Source organism: Rhodovulum sp. DZ06, from assembly GCF_050586345.1.
Classification (GTDB): domain Bacteria; phylum Pseudomonadota; class Alphaproteobacteria; order Rhodobacterales; family Rhodobacteraceae; genus JBOCEF01.
In genome coordinates, this window is the sequence record NZ_JBOCEF010000014.1 from 75,631 (window position 1) to 91,068 (window position 15,438).

Here is a 15,438-nt window from a genome sequence, read left to right on the forward strand (position 1 = left end):
GCCCCGACGCCCCCTCCTGATCGCGACTCGAACGGACCAGACGCGCCATGATCCGACCCGCCCCGCCCCTCGCCCCCCGCCGGGCGCACGCGCGATGACCGCGCCCGGCGTCCCCCTGCCGCGCGACGCGGTCATCGGCCTCGTCGCCATCGGCCGCAACGAGGGCGCGCGGCTGCGCGCCTGCCTGACGCGCGCCCGGGCGCTGGCCGATGCCGGGGCGATCGGGCCGATGGTCTATGTCGACAGCGGCTCGACCGATGACAGCGTGGCGACCGCCGAGGAGCTCGGCGTGCAGGTCGTGCATCTCGACACCTCGGACGGGTTCACCGCCGGCAAGGCCCGCAACGCCGGGGCCGCCGCCCTCGCCGCCCTGCCCTCCCCCCCGGCGCTGATCCAGTTCGTCGACGGCGACGCGGTGCTGGACGAGGGCTGGCTGCCGAAGGCCCGCGCCGCGCTGGAGGAGGACCCGACCCTCGCCGCCACCGCCGGGCGGCGGCGCGAGATGCACCCGGGGGCCAGCATCTTCAACCGCATGTGCGACATGGAGTGGAACACGCCCGTGGGCCTCGCCGACGCCATCGGCGGCGACGCGCTCTACCGCGCCGACGCGTTCCACGCCGTCTCGGGCTTCGACCCGGGCTTCATCTGCGGCGAGGAGCCGGAGCTGAACCGCCGCCTGCGCGCCGCCGGCTGGCGCATCCGCCGCCTCGACGCCGAGATGACGCTGCACGACGCCGCCATGACCGCCTGGTCCCAGCATTTCAAGCGCACCGAGCGCGCGGGCTGGGCCTTCGCCGAGGGCGCCGACCGCTTCGGCGCCGCGCCCGACCGTTACAACGCGCGCGAGGCGAAGCGGATCTGGTTCTGGGGCCTCGCCGTGCCCGCCGGGATCCTCGGCTGCGCGCTGCTCGGGCTCGTCTGGCCGCCCTTCTGGATCGCCGCGCTGCTCGGCCTGCTCGCCTACCCCGCCATGGCGCTGAAGGTCGCCCGCTGGCGGCGCGGCGCCCATGGGGACCCCTGGCCGCACGCGCTGCTCTATGGCGCGCTGGTGATGCTTGGCAAACCTTGGGAGGCCCTCGGCGCCCTCCGCTATCACCGCGGCAAGGCGCGGGGCGAGCGCGCGCGGATCATCGAGTACAAGGGGGCGCAGCGATGACCCGGCTGAGCGTCATCATCCCCGCCAACAACGAGGACGGCTGGATCGCGCCCTGCCTCGAGGCGCTGCTGGCCCAGCCCGCGGACGAGGCCCTGGACGGCCCGGACCTCGGCGGCCCGGGCACGGAAGTCATCGTCGCCGCCAACGCCTGCACCGACGGCACCGTGCCGACCGCCCGCGGCTACGCCGACCGCTTCGCCGCCCGGGGCTGGACGCTGACCGTCCTCGACATCGAACGCGGCGGCAAGCTCAACGCATTGAACGAGGGCGAGGCGGCGGCCTCGGGGCGGGCGCTGGTCTATCTCGACGCCGACGTGATCTGCCGCCCCGGCCTGCTCGCCGCCCTCTGGGCCGCGCTGGACCGGCCCGAGCCGCGCTACGCCACGGGGGTGATCGAGATCGCCCCGGCGAAGACCTGGGTCACCCGGCGCTACGCCGACCTGTGGCGGCGGCTCCCGTTCGTCACCGCGGGCTGCGTGGGCGCGGGCCTCTTCGCCATGAACCGCGCCGGGCGCGGCCGCTGGGGGGAATGGGCGGACATCATCTCGGACGACACCTTCGCGCGCCTCAACTTCGCCCCCGGGGAACGCGAGGAGGTCCCCTTCGGTTACGTCTGGCCGATGGTCGAGGGCTTCGCCGCGCTGGTGAAGGTGCGCCGCCGCCAGGACCGCGGCGTGGCCGAGGTGCGCGAGAAATTCCCCGAGCTGATGGCCAATGAAAGCCACGGCGCCGCGGGGACGGGCGACAAGCTGCGCCTCCTCGCCTCGGCGCCGCTGGCGTTCTGCGTCTACGTGTCCGTGGCCCTCGCGGTGCGGTTCGGCGATGGTTCGGCCGACTGGACCCGCGGGCGCTGACCGGCGCCGCCGGGGCCCGGGGACATTGAAGGCAAAGGGATTTTCCGCATGAGCATCGGCGCCGCGCTCCTCCAGCGCTTCGAGCGGATCTACATCATCAACCTCGCCTCGCGCACCGACCGGCGGGCGGAGATGGCCGGGCAGCTCGGGCGCATCGGCCTGACGTTCGACACGCCCGGCGTGCGCCTCTTCGCCGCCATCCGCCCCGACGGGCCGGGCGAGTTCCCCTCGGTCGGCGCGCATGGCTGCTTCATGTCCCACCTGTCGATCCTGGAGGAGGCGCGGGCGGACGGGCTCGCCTCGGTGCTGATCCTCGAGGACGACCTCAACTTCTCCAACGCCTTCATGGCCAATGCGGACGCCTACATGGCGATCCTGGACGCGGAGCCCTTCGCGTTCCTGCATGGCGGCTCGCCGCTGCCGGACCCCTCCGCCGCCGCGCCGACGCCGCTGCGCCTTGCGCCGGACGAGCCGATGATGACCACCCACTGCATCGCCCTGCGCGGGGCGGCCATCGCGGACTGCGCCGACTACCTGGCGGCGATGGCGGCCCGCAAGGGCGGCGACCCCGCGGGCGGGCCGATGCATGTCGACGGGGCCTATTGCTGGTTCCGCCGGGCGCGTCCCGACCTCGCCGGGCTCAGCTTCTCGCCCAGCATGGCCTATCAGCGCCTGTCGGACACCGACGTCGCCCCGCAGGCGGCGTGGAAATCCCTGCCGGTCGTGAAGCAGCTCCTCGGCCTGCGCCGCCGGATCCGCAACGCGCTGCGCGCGCGCTGACGGCCCGGGCGCCGCGCCCCCTTTTTCCGCCGCCCGCCCTCCCCAGGGCCCGAGACGCGAAACGGCCCGGCGTCGCGCCGGGCCGTGGGGCCGTCCGCTCGTGCTGCGCCGCGCGCTCAGAACAGCGCGACGATGCCGGTGGCGGTGGTGCCGGTGGCCAGCACGCGCACGGCGCGCACCGGGTGATACTGGCCCGCGCCCGAGGAGAAGGTCGCCTCGACCCCGTCGGGCCCGCGCAGCACCACGTCGCCGGCGCCGCCCACGAAGATCGCCCGCGCCGCGCCGCCCGGCAGGTCGGCGCCGTCGCTCGGGGTGACCGGGGCGAAGGTGACCGCGGGGCCGTCGGCCCCGGGATGGGTGAGATTGCTGGGCATGGAACATGCTCCCCTTGCTACGCATGCAAAAACCGCCGGCGGGCGGGGGCCCGTCGGCGGTCTCGGCAAACAGATCTGTTCGATGTTCGGAGCTTCTGACTAGCAGACCAGGGTTAACATCCCGTTGCGCCGCCCGGTTCGCCCTGCCGCGGTCAGCCCTTCTTCGCCGCCGCCGCGCGCAGGAACAGGCCCGGCAGCACCGCGGCGCACTGGGCGTAGCGCTTCGCCAGCCGCCCGGGGTTGCTCAGCATCCGCCACAGCCACTCCATGGCGATCCTGCGCACCCAGGCGGGGGCGCGCACCTGGGCGCCTGCGATGAAATCCACACCCGCGCCGACCGAGACGAACCCCGTCGCCGGGACCCGCGCCACGCCCCGCGCCGCCAGCCGCTCCTGCTTCGGGGCGCCGAGCGCCAGCAGGCACAGCCGGGCGCCCGAAGCGGCCAGCGCGTCGAGGCAGGCGTCGGCCTGCGCGCTCTCCGGCTCGAACCCGAAGGGAGGAGAGATCCGGGCGACCACCTTCAGCCCGGGGTGGCGCAGTTCCAGCGTCTCGGCGGCCTGGTCCAGCACCTCCTGCGTCGAGCCGAGCAGGCCGACGGGAACCCCCATGCGGGCGGCGAGGGCGCAGAGCGGCTCGACCAGTTCCGAGCCGGGGGTGAGGCTGACCGGTGTGCCCGCCAGCTTGCAGGTCCACACGATCGGGTTGCCGTCGGCGACCACGAAGGTCTGCGCCGCATAGGCCGCGCGGAAGCCCGGGTCGCGCTGCAGCTTGACCACGTGGTCGAGGTTGATCGTGGCCACGGCGAAGCTCTCGCCCGCCGCGATCTTCGCCTCGACCCGCTCCAGGAGCGTCGTTGCGTCGGGCGTGTCGATGGGGACCTCGTGTCCGCCCCCGATCCGCAGGACCGCACCGCTTGCCATGCCCTCAATCCTCTCGTGGGAAATCCGTTGGCGCGCACCCTGCCGCGCGCGGGGGCGGCTGCGCAGGGGGCGCGTTGTCGCCCCGCGCGGCGCGGCGGGGCGCAGTTTAGGGAACCGGGGTCCGTTAACACGGCGATCCGGGCGGGGGAATCGCGCCGCCGCACGGCCCCGCGTGCAGCGATTCGGATCCGCTTTCGGAACGGGGGACCTGTTTCGCGCACCAGGCGACGCCGGCGCCCCGCCGGTCGCCCGGCGGCGCAGCGCCCGGCGCCCGCCGCGGCTGCGACGCGCCGTCACATCACCCACCGGGGGAGAAGCTGCGGCGCAGCGGACTCGTCCCACGATTGCATTTCATTCATACCGTTGCAGTGATGTTCATCTTATTCGAAATACATATTTGCTGTCGCGTTGACCCGGTCCCTTCAGGACTGCGAAAACGGACATGTCCTTCAAGACCTCGCGTCAGCTGTCTTGGCGGACTCTCGCACGAAACGGCGGAGACCGTGACCTCCGTGGTGCGAGACGACGCGGCGTCCGGACACCCGGCGCCCGTCGCGGTTTCTTGCCGCCCACCCCATCTGAGGGGACGGGGCGGGCGGGGAGAAATCCGCGCCTCTCTCGCCCCCCGCCGAGCCTTCGAATCGCGCCTCAGCCGATGCGGGTCGGGGCCGAGAATCGGTGCTCCACCACCCGCCGCCAGACCTGTCCCGGACGGAGGATGGAATTGGGAAAATGGGGATGCGAGGGCGCGTCCGGCCAGGACTGCGCCTCGAGCGCCACGCCCGCATGGGGGCCGTAGCGGCGCCCAGCCAGGCCCGGCTCGGGCGGCAGGTGCGCGCCGTCATAAAGCTGCAGCCCCGGCGCGTCGGTCGCGAGGCGCATCTCCACCCCCGTGCGGCCGGTCAGCGCCGCGACCTCGCGCAGGCCCTCGCCGGGCCGCAGGCAGAAATTGACGTCGAAGCCAGCGGGGCCGAGATCGCGCGCCGCGCGGAAATCGAAGCGCGTTCCGGCGACCGGGAGCAGGCGGCCGGTGGGCACCAGGTCCTCGTCCACCTCCAGCACGTGTTCGGCGTCGATGCGCAGGCGCTGGCCGCGGGCATCCGCCTCGCCATCGAGGGTGAAATAGCCGTGATGGGCGAAGCTGCAGGGGGTGGGGGCGTCGGTGCGCGCCTCCATCTCGATCCGCATCACCCCGTCCCCGGGGAGCGAGAACGCCGCCGTCACGTCCAGCGCGCCGGGAAAGCCCATGTGCCCGTCGGGCATGTGCAGCGACAGGCGGGCGGAGGCGGGCGTCGTCCCCTCGATCCGCCAGACCTGCGCGCCCGAGCCCCCGGCCCCGCCATGCAGGATGTGCCGCCCGCGGAAATTGCGGTCGAGCGCGTGGGCGCGGCCGTCGATCTCCAGCCGCGCGCCGCCGATGCGGTTGGCGAAGCGGCCGACGAGGTTGCCCATGTTCGAGAACGGCCCAAGGTAGGGCGCCAGCGTCTCGGCCCCCAGCACCAGGGGGTGCGGGACGCCCTCGAGGCGCAGGTCCTGCACCGTGGCGCCCCAGGTCAGCAGCCCCAGGCGCAGCCCGCCGCCTTCAAGCGCGATGCGCTGGACGGGGCCGGAGGGGGCCTCGCCGAAGGGGGCCGCGACGCCGGGCGCGTCGCTCACAGGATCACCCGCGGCTCGGGGCGGCCCGCCACGCCGGGATCGGCGGCGTAGAGCACGCCCTGCGCCGCATCCGGGGCCTCGATGCCTTCGGTCGCCGTGGTCACGAACAGGGTCCGCAGCCCCTCGCCCCCGAAGGCGGGGCACGAGGCATGGCGCCCGCCGACCGAAACCGCCCGGTCGAACCGCCCGTCCGGGGCGTGGCGGGCGACGCGGCCCGCGCCCCACTGGGCGATCCACAGGAACCCCTCGGCATCCGTCACCGCGCCGTCGGGGTAGAGGTCCGCGCCCCCCGGCCCGGCGCCGCGCAGGTCCACCGCCACCTCGGGCGCGCCCTCGGGCCAGCCGTCTTCGTCCAGCGCCTGCGCCATCACCCGCCGCGTCGGCGTGTCGGTGAAATAGGCGGTGCGCCCGTCGGGGCTGAAGCAGATGGCGTTGGAGATGGAGATCTCCGCGAACAGCTTCTCCAGCCGCCCCTTGTAGAAGCGATAGATCGCCCCCGCGCCGCGCTCGGCCCGCTTGCCCATGGTCCCGATCCAGAAGCCGCCCATCGGGTCGGCCCGCCCGTCATTGGAGCGGGTGACGGGGTCGCCCGCCTCCAGCTTCGCCACCTCCTCGCTCTCGCCGCTGTCGATGTCGTGGCGGCGCAGGCCGGTCTCGGTGGCGACCAGCAGCGTGTCGCGGTCGACCCAGCCGGCGGCGGAACTCATCTCGGGCAGCGCCCGGTCCCGCGCGCCCTGCCCGCCGCGGGACAGCAGGCGCCTGCCGGTGATGTCGAACCAGAACAGCTCCTGCCGTTCCGGGTGCCAGAGCGGCCCTTCGCCGAGGGCGCAGATGCGGTCGTCGTGGATGATGGCCATGGGCGCCTTTCAGCAGATCGGATTGGGGCAGGTCAGAACGGGGACAGCCCGGCGGGCATGTTCTGGAAGCACACGGGCCGCAGCCAGCGGCGGATTGCAAGCGTGCCGACCGAGGTGGCCCCGAAATTGGTGCTCGCCGGGTATGGCCCGCCATGGACCATGGCGTCGGCGACCTCGACCCCGGTGGGGAAGCCGTTGGCCAGGATCCGCCCCGCCTTGCGCTCGAGGATCGGCAGGAGGCGCGCGGCCTCCGCCATGTCCGCATCGGTCATGTGGAGCGTAGCGGTCAGCTGGCCCGAGAGGCTGCGGGCCAGCGCCTCGACCTCCTCCATGTCTTGCGCGATGACCAGCAGGCCCACGGGGCCGAACACCTCGTGCGCCAGCGCCGGGTCGGCGATGAAATCGGCGGCGCAGACCTTGAGCAGCGCGGGGGCGCCCTCGCGCGCCGTGCAGGGGGCGTCGAGCAGCGCCTCGACGTTGGGGGCGCCGGAGAGGGCCGCGCGGCCCGACCGATACGCCTCGGCGATGCCCTCGGTCAGCATCGGGGCGGGTGAAGACTCACCGAGGGCCGCGGCGGCGGATGCGGCGAAGGCGTCGGCATCCGCGCCCGCGAGCGCCACGGCGACGCCGGGGTTGGTGCAGAACTGCCCCACGCCCATGGTCAGCGAGGCGGCCCAGCCCTGCCCCAGCCCCGCCGCATCCGCGCCCAGCGCGGCGGGCAGCAGGAACATCGGGTTCACGCTCCCCAGCTCTCCGAAGAACGGGATCGGGCTGGGGCGGCGCGCGCAGATGTCGAACAGCGCCCGACCCCCGCGGAGCGAGCCGGTGAAGCCCACGGCCGCGGTCAGCGGATGCTCGGCCAGCGCCACGCCCACCGCGATGCCGTCGTCCTGGATCAGAGAGAAGACGCCCGGATCGATCCCGCAGGCGCGGGCGGCGGCGGCGATGGCCTCGGCCACGATCTCCCCCGTTCCGGGATGCGCCGGGTGGCCCTTCACCACCACCGGGCAGCCCGCGGCGAGGGCCGAGGCGGTGTCGCCCCCGGCGGTCGAGAACGCCAGCGGGAAGTTCGAGGCGCCGAACACCGCCACCGGGCCGATGGGCCGCTGGATCATCTTCAGCTCGGGCCGCGGCAGGGGCGCGCGGTCGGGCAGCGCCGCGTCGTGGCGCTGGTCGAGGTAATCGCCCTTCAGGATATGCTCGGCGAAGAGGCGCAGCTGGCCGGTGGTGCGGCCCCGCTCGCCCTGGAGGCGCGCTTCGGGCAGGCCGGTCTCCTGGCAGCCGATCTCGGTGATCGCGGCGGCGCGGGCTTCGATCTGCTCCGCGATGGCGTTGAGGAAGGCGGCGCGGAGCGTCGCGTCGCTGCGGCCATAGGTTTCGAACGCGGCCTCGGCGGCCTGCATGGCGCGGTCCGCCAGCGCGGGCGTCCCGGCGTGGAAGGTATGGGCGGGGCCATGGACGGGGGCGGAAGCGAAACGCGCGCCCTCCGCCACCCAGTCCCCGGCCACCAGGTGCGCGCCTTTCGGGGTCCAGCTCATGCTCATTTCCCCCAGGTCAGCGCGAGGACGTCGAGATCGCGGGCCAGCTGCAGGAGCCGCGCGCGGGTGCGCTCGGACATCGGGCGCTGCGGGTGGCGCACATGGTCCGACTTGATCACGCCGCCCTCCTTGAACACCGCCTTGCAGGCCCGCAGCCCGCATTGCCGGTTCTCGTGGTTGATCAGCGGCAGGCAGCGCGTCCACTGCGCCAGCGCGGCGTCATGGTCCCCGGCCAGGTGGGACATGACGATGGGCCGGATCTTCTCGGGGAACATGGCCGAGGTCATGGTCCCGGTGCAGCCGGCGTCGAGGTCGGCCAGCAGCGTCGCGGCTTCCTCTCCGTCGAAGGGGCCGAGGATGTCCTCCCCACCCGCCTCGATCAGCGCGGCGAGCTTGTCGGCGGCGAAGGGCATCTCGAGCTTGAAGTAGGAGACGTTCTCGATCTCCCGCGCCATCTTCGCCAGAAGCGGCACCGAGAGGGCCACGCCCGAGAGCGGCGCGTCCTGCACCATGATCGGGATCGAGATGGCGTCCGAGACGGCGCGGAAATGCTCCAGGATCCCCGCCTCGTCCGCCCGCAGGCCCGCGCCGTGATAGGGGGGCATCATCATCACCATGCTCGCGCCCATGGCCTCGGCGGCCCTGGCGCGCTCCACCACCAGCGCGGTGTGGAAGTGGGAGATGGTGACGATGATCGGCTTGCGGCCCGCGTTGTGTTCAAGGGACACGCGCATCATCTGCGCGCGTTCCTCGTCCGACAGCACGAACTGTTCCGAGTAATTGGCGGCGATGCAGATGGCGTCGACGCCCTGGTCGATCATGCAGTCGATGACGCGGGTCATGCCCTCGGGGTCGAGGGCGCCGTCCTCGAGGAAGGGCGTCGGGGCGACGGGCAGGATGCCGGTGAGAGGTACGGTCACTTGGGCCTCCGGGGGCTCAGAAATGGAAGGGATCGACCACGATCCGGCGGCCGAGCGTGAAGGCGTCGGCGACATGGATCATGGGCGAGAGGTCGACCTCGGACGCCCCCGCCGCGATCAGTTCGGCGAAGCGGGCGTAGAGGCCGGCATATTCATGGTCGGGTCCGGCGAAGACGGTCTCGCCCCCCGCGGTGAAGCGGGCGCCGCCATCGGAGAGGAGCGCCTCCCCGGCGTCGGTGTCGAAGCGGATGGTCCAGGTCTGGTCCCCCTCCTGCCGCCAGTCGAAGGCGGCCGTGGCGGGGTGTCCGGCGGGGTCGTGGAACGCCAGGTCGGCGGCGATGGGCGTGCCGCGGTTCTCGGGGAAATAGAGGTCGGCCGAGGCCAGGTGCAGCCGCCGCGGGTGAATGGCGGTGAGGATCGAGAGCGCGTTGATGCCCGGGTCGAACACGCCCATGGCGCCCGGCTCCCAGATCCACTCCTGCCCGGGGTGCCAGCGGCGGACATCCTCCTTCCAGGTGATCTCGACCCCGCGGACCTCGCGGGCCGCAAGCCAGGCCTTCGCCGCCTCCACCGCCGCGGCATGGCGCGAATGCCAGGTGGCGAACAGGGTCACGCCCTGCGCCCCGGCCAGCGCCGCGAGGTCCTGCACCTCGGCCAGCGTCGCGCCCGGGGGTTTCTCGAGCATCACGTGCCGCCCCGCCTCCAGCGCCCGCCTTGCGTCGGCGTAGCGCACCTGGGGGGGCGTGCAGAGCGAGACGCATTCCACGTCGGGCCGGGCGGCGAGAAGCGCCTCGAGGGTCTCGAAGCATTCCACGTCGCCGACCACGGCGTTGCGGCTGGCGGCGGCGAGGAGGGCGAAATCCTCGCCCGTCGCGATGGTTGGGATGTGCTGGTCGCGGGCGATCTTGCCCACGCCGACGATGGCGATGCTGCGCGCCCCGGCCTTGCGCGGGACGGGGCCGTCTGCGGTGGTCATGGCTCAGCCCTGCTTCTGCTTGTTGTAGACGTCGAAGATCACCGCGGCGAGGAGCACCAGCCCCTTGATGATCTGCTGGTAATCGATGCCGATGCCCATGATCGACATGCCGTTGTTCAGAACCCCCATGATGAAGGCCCCGACGACCGCGCCGACCACCTTGCCCACGCCGCCGGACATCGAGGCGCCGCCGATGAACACCGCGGCGATGACGTCGAGCTCCAGCGCGAAGCCCGCCTTGGGCGTCGCGGTGTTGAGGCGCGCGGCATAGATCAGCCCGGCGATGGCGGCCAGAAGCCCCATGTTGACGAAGGTCAGGAACTTGAGCCGCTCGGTCCGCACGCCCGAGAGCTTGGCGGCCTTCTCATTCCCGCCCAGCGCATAGATGCGCCGCCCGGTGACGGTGCGCTCGGTGACGAAGACATAGATCGCCCCCAGCACCGCCATCGTCACCATCACGTTGGGGATGCCGCGGAAGGTGGCGAGCTTGAACATCAGGAACAGGATCGCCCCGGCGACGATGGCGGTGCGGACCCAGAAGAAGGCCGCGGGTTCGCCCGTGATGCCGTAGGCGCGGTCGGCGGCGCGCTTCTTCAGCCCCGACCAGACCACCAGCCCGGCGGCGATGGCCCCCGCGGCCATGGCGGTGGCGTTCACCCGCCGCTCGCCCAGCATCTCCGCCAGCCAGGGCGCGCCGTCCTTGCCCGCAAGGTCGGGGATGAACCCGGTCGACAGCGCCTGGAATTCGCGCGGGAACGGGCCCACGGACTGCCCTTCCAGGAGCCACAGCGACAGGCCCCGGAACACCAGCATCCCGGCGAGCGTGACGATGAAGCTCGGGATGCTCCAATACGCCACCCAGTAGCCCTGCGCCGCGCCGATGGCCGCGCCGGTCACGAGACAGGCGAGCACCGCGACCTCCATCGGCCAGTCCCATTCCACGATCATCACCGCGGCCAACGCCCCGACGAAGCCCATGACGGAGCCCACCGACAGGTCGATATTGCCCCCCACGATGACGATGAGCATGCCCAGCGCCATGATGATGATATAGCTGTTCTGCAGCAGCAGGTTGGTGATGTTCACGGGCCGCATCAGGGTCCCGTCCGTCACCACCTCGAAGAACGCCATGATGGCGATCAGCGCGAACAGAAGCCCGTATTCGCGCATGTGGCGGGCGAGATACGCCCCCAGCCCCTGCGAGGCCCCGCTTTCGGTCGCATCCGTCATCGACCCCTCCCCCTCATTCCGTGACGATGAGCGACATGATCCGCTCCTGGCTGGCCTCGGCGGCGGTCAGCTCGCCCACGAAGGCCCCCTCGTTCATGACGTAGATCCGGTCGCACATCCCGAGCAGCTCGGGCATCTCGGAGGAGATCATCAGGACCCCCTTGCCCTGCGCGGACAGATCGTTGATCAGGCCGTAGATTTCGAATTTCGCGCCCACGTCGATCCCGCGCGTCGGCTCGTCGAGGATCAGCACCTCCGGCTCGGTGAAGAGCCACTTGGACAGCACCACCTTCTGCTGGTTGCCGCCCGACAGGTTCCCGACCTTCTGGAACACCGACGGCGTGCGGATGCGCATCGCCTTGCGGTAGCCCTCGGCCACCTCCGTCTCCCGCCCCTCGTCGATCACCCCGCGGGGCGAGGCGACGCGCGGCAGGTTCGCCAGGGTCGCGTTGCGCTGGATGGTCTCGTCCAGCACCAGGCCGAGCTCCTTGCGGTCCTCGGTCACGTAGGCCAGCCCCGCGGCGATGGCGGCGGGCACGGTCGAGAGGTCCGCAGGCGCCCCACGCAGCTTCGCCGTCCCCCCCGCGTGCCGCCCCCAGGAGCGGCCGAAGAGCGACATGGCGAGCTCCGTGCGCCCCGCGCCCATCAGCCCGGCGATGCCGACGACCTCGCCGGCGCGGACGTCGAAGGAGACGCCCCTGATCGCCTCGCGCCCCGCATGTTCGGGGTGCATGACGCGCCAGTCCGAGACCTCGAACAACAGCTCGCCCGCGCGCCGCTCCCGCTCGGGGTAGCGGTCGGTCATGTCGCGCCCGACCATGTCGCGCACGATCCGGTCCTCCGAGACCGCACCGCCGCGCGCATCCATGGTGGACACCGCCGCGCCGTCGCGCAGCACGGTGATGGTGTCGGCGACGCGCCGGACCTCGTTGAGCTTGTGGCTGATGATGATCGAGGTGATGCCCTGGCCCTTGAGCTCCAGCAGCAGGTCCAGCAGCGCCTGGCTGTCGGCCTCCGACAGCGCCGCCGTCGGCTCGTCCAGGATCAGCAGCCGCACGTCCTTGGCCAGCGCCTTGGCGATCTCCACCAGCTGCTGCTTGCCGACGCCGATAGTCTCGACCAGCGTGCCGGGCGGATCCTTCAGGCCCACCCGCGCCAGCAGCCGCTCCGCCTCGCGGAAGGTCTCGCGCCAGTTCATCACCCCGCGGGACTGGCGCTCATTGCCGAGGAACAGGTTCTCGGCGATCGACAGCAGCGGCGCGAGGGCGAGCTCCTGGTGGATGATGATCACCCCGCGCGCCTCGGACTCGCGGATGCTGGCGAAGGCGGCGAGGGCGCCGTCATAATGGATCTCCCCCTCGTAGGCGCCGTGCGGGTAGACCCCGCTCAGCACCTTCATCAGGGTGGATTTCCCGGCCCCGTTCTCGCCCACCAGGGCGTGGATCTCGCCCTCGGCGACCTTCAGGTCGACGGCGTCGAGCGCCTTGACCCCGGGGAATGTCTTGGTGATGCCGCGCATCTCCAGCAGGTGGCCCATGGCGTCCTCTTCTCGCTGGGCTGGCGCCGCGCGCCCTGAAACCCGCGCGGTGTCCCGCGCCCGGCGCCCCGGCGCGCCCGGGGCAAGCCGGGCGAACGCAAGGGAGCGGGGCGGGGCGCGGGACGTCCGCCTGCACGCCGCCGCCCCCTCGCGCCCGCGATCCGCGGGAGGGAGAGGCCGCGGACGCCGGGACGGCGGGCCGGGCGGATGGTCGGCGCGGCGCGGAACGGGATGGCCCCGCCGCGCCGCGCGCTTCGGTGCGCCTCAGAGATCGTCCTTCGAGTGGTAGCCGCTCTCGATCACGATCTTCTCGTAGTTCGAGCCGTCCACCGGCACGGGCTCGAGCAGGTAGGACGGGATCACCTTGACGCCGTTGTCATAGGTCGAGGTGTCGTTGATCTTCGGCTCTCCGCCCTGCAGCAGCGCGTCGACCATGCCCACGGTCACGCCGGCCAGCTCGCGCGTGTCCTTGAAGATGGTGGAGTACTGCTCCCCGGCGATGATCGACTTGATCGACTGAAGCTCGGCGTCCTGGCCGGTGACGATGGGCATCGGCAGGTCGCCCGAGCCGTAGCCGACGCCCTTGAGCGACGAGAGGATGCCGATCGAGAGGCCATCGTAAGGCGCGAGCGCCCCGTGCAGCTGCGTGTCGGTGTAATGGGCCGAGAGCAGGTTATCCATCCGCGCCTGCGCCACCGCGCCGTCCCAGCGCAGCGTGCCGACGGTGTCCATGCCCGTCTGCCCCGAGACGATGTTGATCTCGCCGCTGTCGATCAGCGGCTGCAGCACCGACATCGCGCCGTCATAGAAGAAATAGGCGTTGTTGTCGTCCGGCGAGCCGCCGAACAGCTCGACGTTCCACGGCTTCGCATCCGGGAACCGCGCCTTCAGCCCCTCGACCAGCGAGGTCGCCTGCTGCACCCCGACCTTGAAGTTGTCGAAGGTGGCGTAATAGTCGACGTATTCGCTGTCGCGGATCAGGCGGTCATAGGCGATGGTCTTGATGCCCGCGTAATGCGCGTTCTCGAGCGCGTTGGACAGCGTGGTGCCGTCGATGGCGGCGATCACCAGCACGTCCACGCCCTTGGTGATCATGTTCTCGATCTGCGCGAGCTGGTTGGGAATGTCGTCCTCGGCATATTGCAGATCGGTCTCGTAGCCCGCGGCCTCGAACTGCTTGACCATGGACTCGCCGTCCGAGATCCAGCGGGCCGAGGACTTGGTGGGCATGGCGATGCCGATCAGCCCCTTGTCGGCCGCCTGCACGGCGGTGGCGGCGAGAACGCTCACGCCGAGCGCGAGGGCGGTCAGCCCGGTCAGCATTTTCTTCATGGTCTTCCTCCCGTGCCGCGGTTCGGGCGCGCGCGCCCCTGCGGCCTGTTCTTTTGTCGCTGCGTCTTGGGCGGCGCGGCGCCGGGGCGCCCCGCCCGGACCTCTCCCGCGGTCCGTGCCATGGTTTATGCGCGCCCCGCGGCATAACCTTCAAATGAGATTTCCCTGCATCTGCATTCCAGGAATGGTATATCGCGCCGATGGACGCCCTCCTCTCCCGCCTGCAACTCCGGCATTACCGGCTGATCCGCGCCGTCGCCCGGCACGGGCAGATCTCGCTCGCCGCCGAGGCGCTGGCGATGACCCAGCCCGCCGCCTCGCGCGCGCTGGCCGAGGTGGAGCGGGCGGTGGGCGAGAAGCTCTTCGTGCGCGAACCCAAGGGCATGCGCCCCACCCCGCTGGGCGAGGTGCTGGCCCGCCGCGCCGCCGCCCTGTTGCGCGAGCTGGAGGAGACGGCCGCCGAGGTCGACGCCTTCCGCGCCGGGCGGGCGGGCGAGGTGCGGGTGGGCGCGGTGACCGGCGCCGCCGTCGCCTCGGTCGTCCCTGCCGTGCAGCGCCTCAAGCAAGGCGCCCGCGACGCCGAGGTGCATGTGGAGGTCACCAACACCCAGGCCCTGATGACCGGCCTCACGGAAGGCGAGTTCGACTTCGTCCTCTGCCGCCTGCCCCCCGAATTCGACGCCCGCCGCTTCGACGTGATGCGCGGGCGGGTCGAGGTGGTGGAGTTCCTGGTGCGCCGCGGCCATCCCCTTCTCGACCAGCCCGCGCCGCTGAGCCTCGTGGATCTCGCGGGCTATGGCTGGGTGATCCAGGCCCCCGGCACCCCGATGCGCGAGGCGGTGGAAGGCGCCTTCCTGGCGCAGGAGATTTCCCCCCCGCGGGAGATCGTGAACACCACGTCCCTGCTGGTGATGATCGCCTACCTGCAGATCTCGGACGCGATCTCGCCCATCAGCCACGACATGGCGCAGCTGCTGCGCACTGCGGATGCGGGGGGGATGAGCACCCTGCGCGTGCGCCCCTCGATCATCATCCCGCCCTACCTGCTGATCCGCCGCAAGGACCGTCCCCTGAACCCGGTCGCCCAGCGCCTGCTCGACCTGGTGTTCGAGGCGATGACCTTTCGGTAGCGCCCCACCGGCGTTCTGCGCCCGCCGCGCCCCTGGCGCGGCGCGGCCGGGCGGCGCGGGGGGCTTGCGCTCCCCAAGCCCGGACGCCCCCCGCGCAACGCCCGCCAAACCCGACCCAAACCAAAACAAGGGGGGTGCAGGGGGTCGCCCCCTGCCCGGGGGGCATCGGGGGGACTGG

General features: G+C 72.1%; 14 protein-coding genes. 4 read left to right on the forward strand and 10 right to left on the reverse strand.

Translation table 11 applies throughout. The annotated features are described in order from the left end of the window. Positions 1 to 94 precede the first annotated feature (94 nt). From ACQ5SO_RS08710 to ACQ5SO_RS08720, 3 genes are read left to right on the forward strand one after another with little or no spacing between them, the layout of a single operon-like run. Positions 95 to 1,156 carry a glycosyltransferase family 2 protein gene (locus ACQ5SO_RS08710; RefSeq protein ID WP_430941200.1) on the forward strand — a complete coding sequence of 354 codons (1,062 nt, stop codon included), beginning with the start codon at positions 95 to 97 and terminating at the stop codon, positions 1,154 to 1,156. Beyond that, positions 1,153 to 2,010 (forward strand): glycosyltransferase, encoded by an 858-nt coding sequence (locus ACQ5SO_RS08715; protein ID WP_430941201.1) that lies wholly within the window; start codon positions 1,153 to 1,155, stop codon positions 2,008 to 2,010. Before ACQ5SO_RS08710 ends, ACQ5SO_RS08715 begins: the two co-directional genes overlap by 4 nt. Positions 2,011 to 2,058: 48 nt before the next feature. Next, on the forward strand, positions 2,059 to 2,790 hold the full coding sequence (locus tag ACQ5SO_RS08720) for a glycosyltransferase family 25 protein (RefSeq protein WP_430941202.1): 732 nt from the start codon (positions 2,059 to 2,061) through the stop codon (positions 2,788 to 2,790). 116 nt (positions 2,791 to 2,906) lie between these two features. Here ACQ5SO_RS08720 and ACQ5SO_RS08725 read toward each other — a convergent pair whose 3' ends face one another. The 10 genes from ACQ5SO_RS08725 to chvE form a co-directional block, all read right to left on the reverse strand. Continuing rightward, positions 2,907 to 3,164 (reverse strand): spike base protein, RCAP_Rcc01079 family, encoded by a 258-nt coding sequence (locus ACQ5SO_RS08725; protein ID WP_430941203.1) that lies wholly within the window; start codon positions 3,162 to 3,164, stop codon positions 2,907 to 2,909. A gap of 152 nt (positions 3,165 to 3,316) precedes the next feature. Continuing rightward, a complete protein-coding gene (locus tag ACQ5SO_RS08730) occupies positions 3,317 to 4,084 on the reverse strand; it encodes a WecB/TagA/CpsF family glycosyltransferase (protein WP_430941204.1) in 768 nt (255 codons plus the stop codon). 648 nt (positions 4,085 to 4,732) lie between these two features. Next, complete coding sequence (locus ACQ5SO_RS08735) at positions 4,733 to 5,740, reverse strand: aldose epimerase family protein (protein WP_430941205.1); 1,008 nt, start codon at positions 5,738 to 5,740, stop codon at positions 4,733 to 4,735. Beyond that, positions 5,737 to 6,597 (reverse strand): SMP-30/gluconolactonase/LRE family protein, encoded by an 861-nt coding sequence (locus tag ACQ5SO_RS08740; RefSeq protein WP_430941206.1) that lies wholly within the window; start codon positions 6,595 to 6,597, stop codon positions 5,737 to 5,739. Before ACQ5SO_RS08740 ends, ACQ5SO_RS08735 begins: the two co-directional genes overlap by 4 nt. 32 nt (positions 6,598 to 6,629) lie before the next feature. After that, the gene (locus tag ACQ5SO_RS08745; RefSeq protein WP_430941207.1) at positions 6,630 to 8,135 is read right to left on the reverse strand and encodes an aldehyde dehydrogenase (NADP(+)); all 1,506 of its coding nucleotides are present in this window, start codon (positions 8,133 to 8,135) and stop codon (positions 6,630 to 6,632) included. A 2-nt stretch (positions 8,136 to 8,137) separates the two neighbouring features. Continuing rightward, a complete protein-coding gene (locus tag ACQ5SO_RS08750; RefSeq protein WP_430941208.1) occupies positions 8,138 to 9,055 on the reverse strand; it encodes a dihydrodipicolinate synthase family protein in 918 nt (305 codons plus the stop codon). A gap of 16 nt (positions 9,056 to 9,071) precedes the next feature. Beyond that, entirely contained in the window at positions 9,072 to 10,031 is a 960-nt protein-coding gene (locus ACQ5SO_RS08755; RefSeq protein WP_430941209.1) for a Gfo/Idh/MocA family protein, read from the reverse strand. A gap of 3 nt (positions 10,032 to 10,034) precedes the next feature. Beyond that, positions 10,035 to 11,261: a multiple monosaccharide ABC transporter permease gene (gene mmsB / locus ACQ5SO_RS08760; protein WP_430941210.1), complete on the reverse strand. Its 1,227-nt coding sequence runs from the start codon at positions 11,259 to 11,261 to the stop codon at positions 10,035 to 10,037. 13 nt (positions 11,262 to 11,274) lie between these two features. Continuing rightward, on the reverse strand, positions 11,275 to 12,798 hold the full coding sequence (gene mmsA / locus ACQ5SO_RS08765; RefSeq protein ID WP_430941211.1) for a multiple monosaccharide ABC transporter ATP-binding protein: 1,524 nt from the start codon (positions 12,796 to 12,798) through the stop codon (positions 11,275 to 11,277). A gap of 264 nt (positions 12,799 to 13,062) precedes the next feature. Next, the gene (chvE, locus tag ACQ5SO_RS08770; protein WP_430941214.1) at positions 13,063 to 14,121 is read right to left on the reverse strand and encodes a multiple monosaccharide ABC transporter substrate-binding protein; all 1,059 of its coding nucleotides are present in this window, start codon (positions 14,119 to 14,121) and stop codon (positions 13,063 to 13,065) included. 209 nt (positions 14,122 to 14,330) lie between these two features. Here chvE and ACQ5SO_RS08775 point away from each other — a divergent pair, with 209 nt between their 5' ends. Further along, on the forward strand, positions 14,331 to 15,260 hold the full coding sequence (locus ACQ5SO_RS08775) for a LysR substrate-binding domain-containing protein (RefSeq protein ID WP_430941212.1): 930 nt from the start codon (positions 14,331 to 14,333) through the stop codon (positions 15,258 to 15,260). Positions 15,261 to 15,438: the final 178 nt, after the last annotated feature.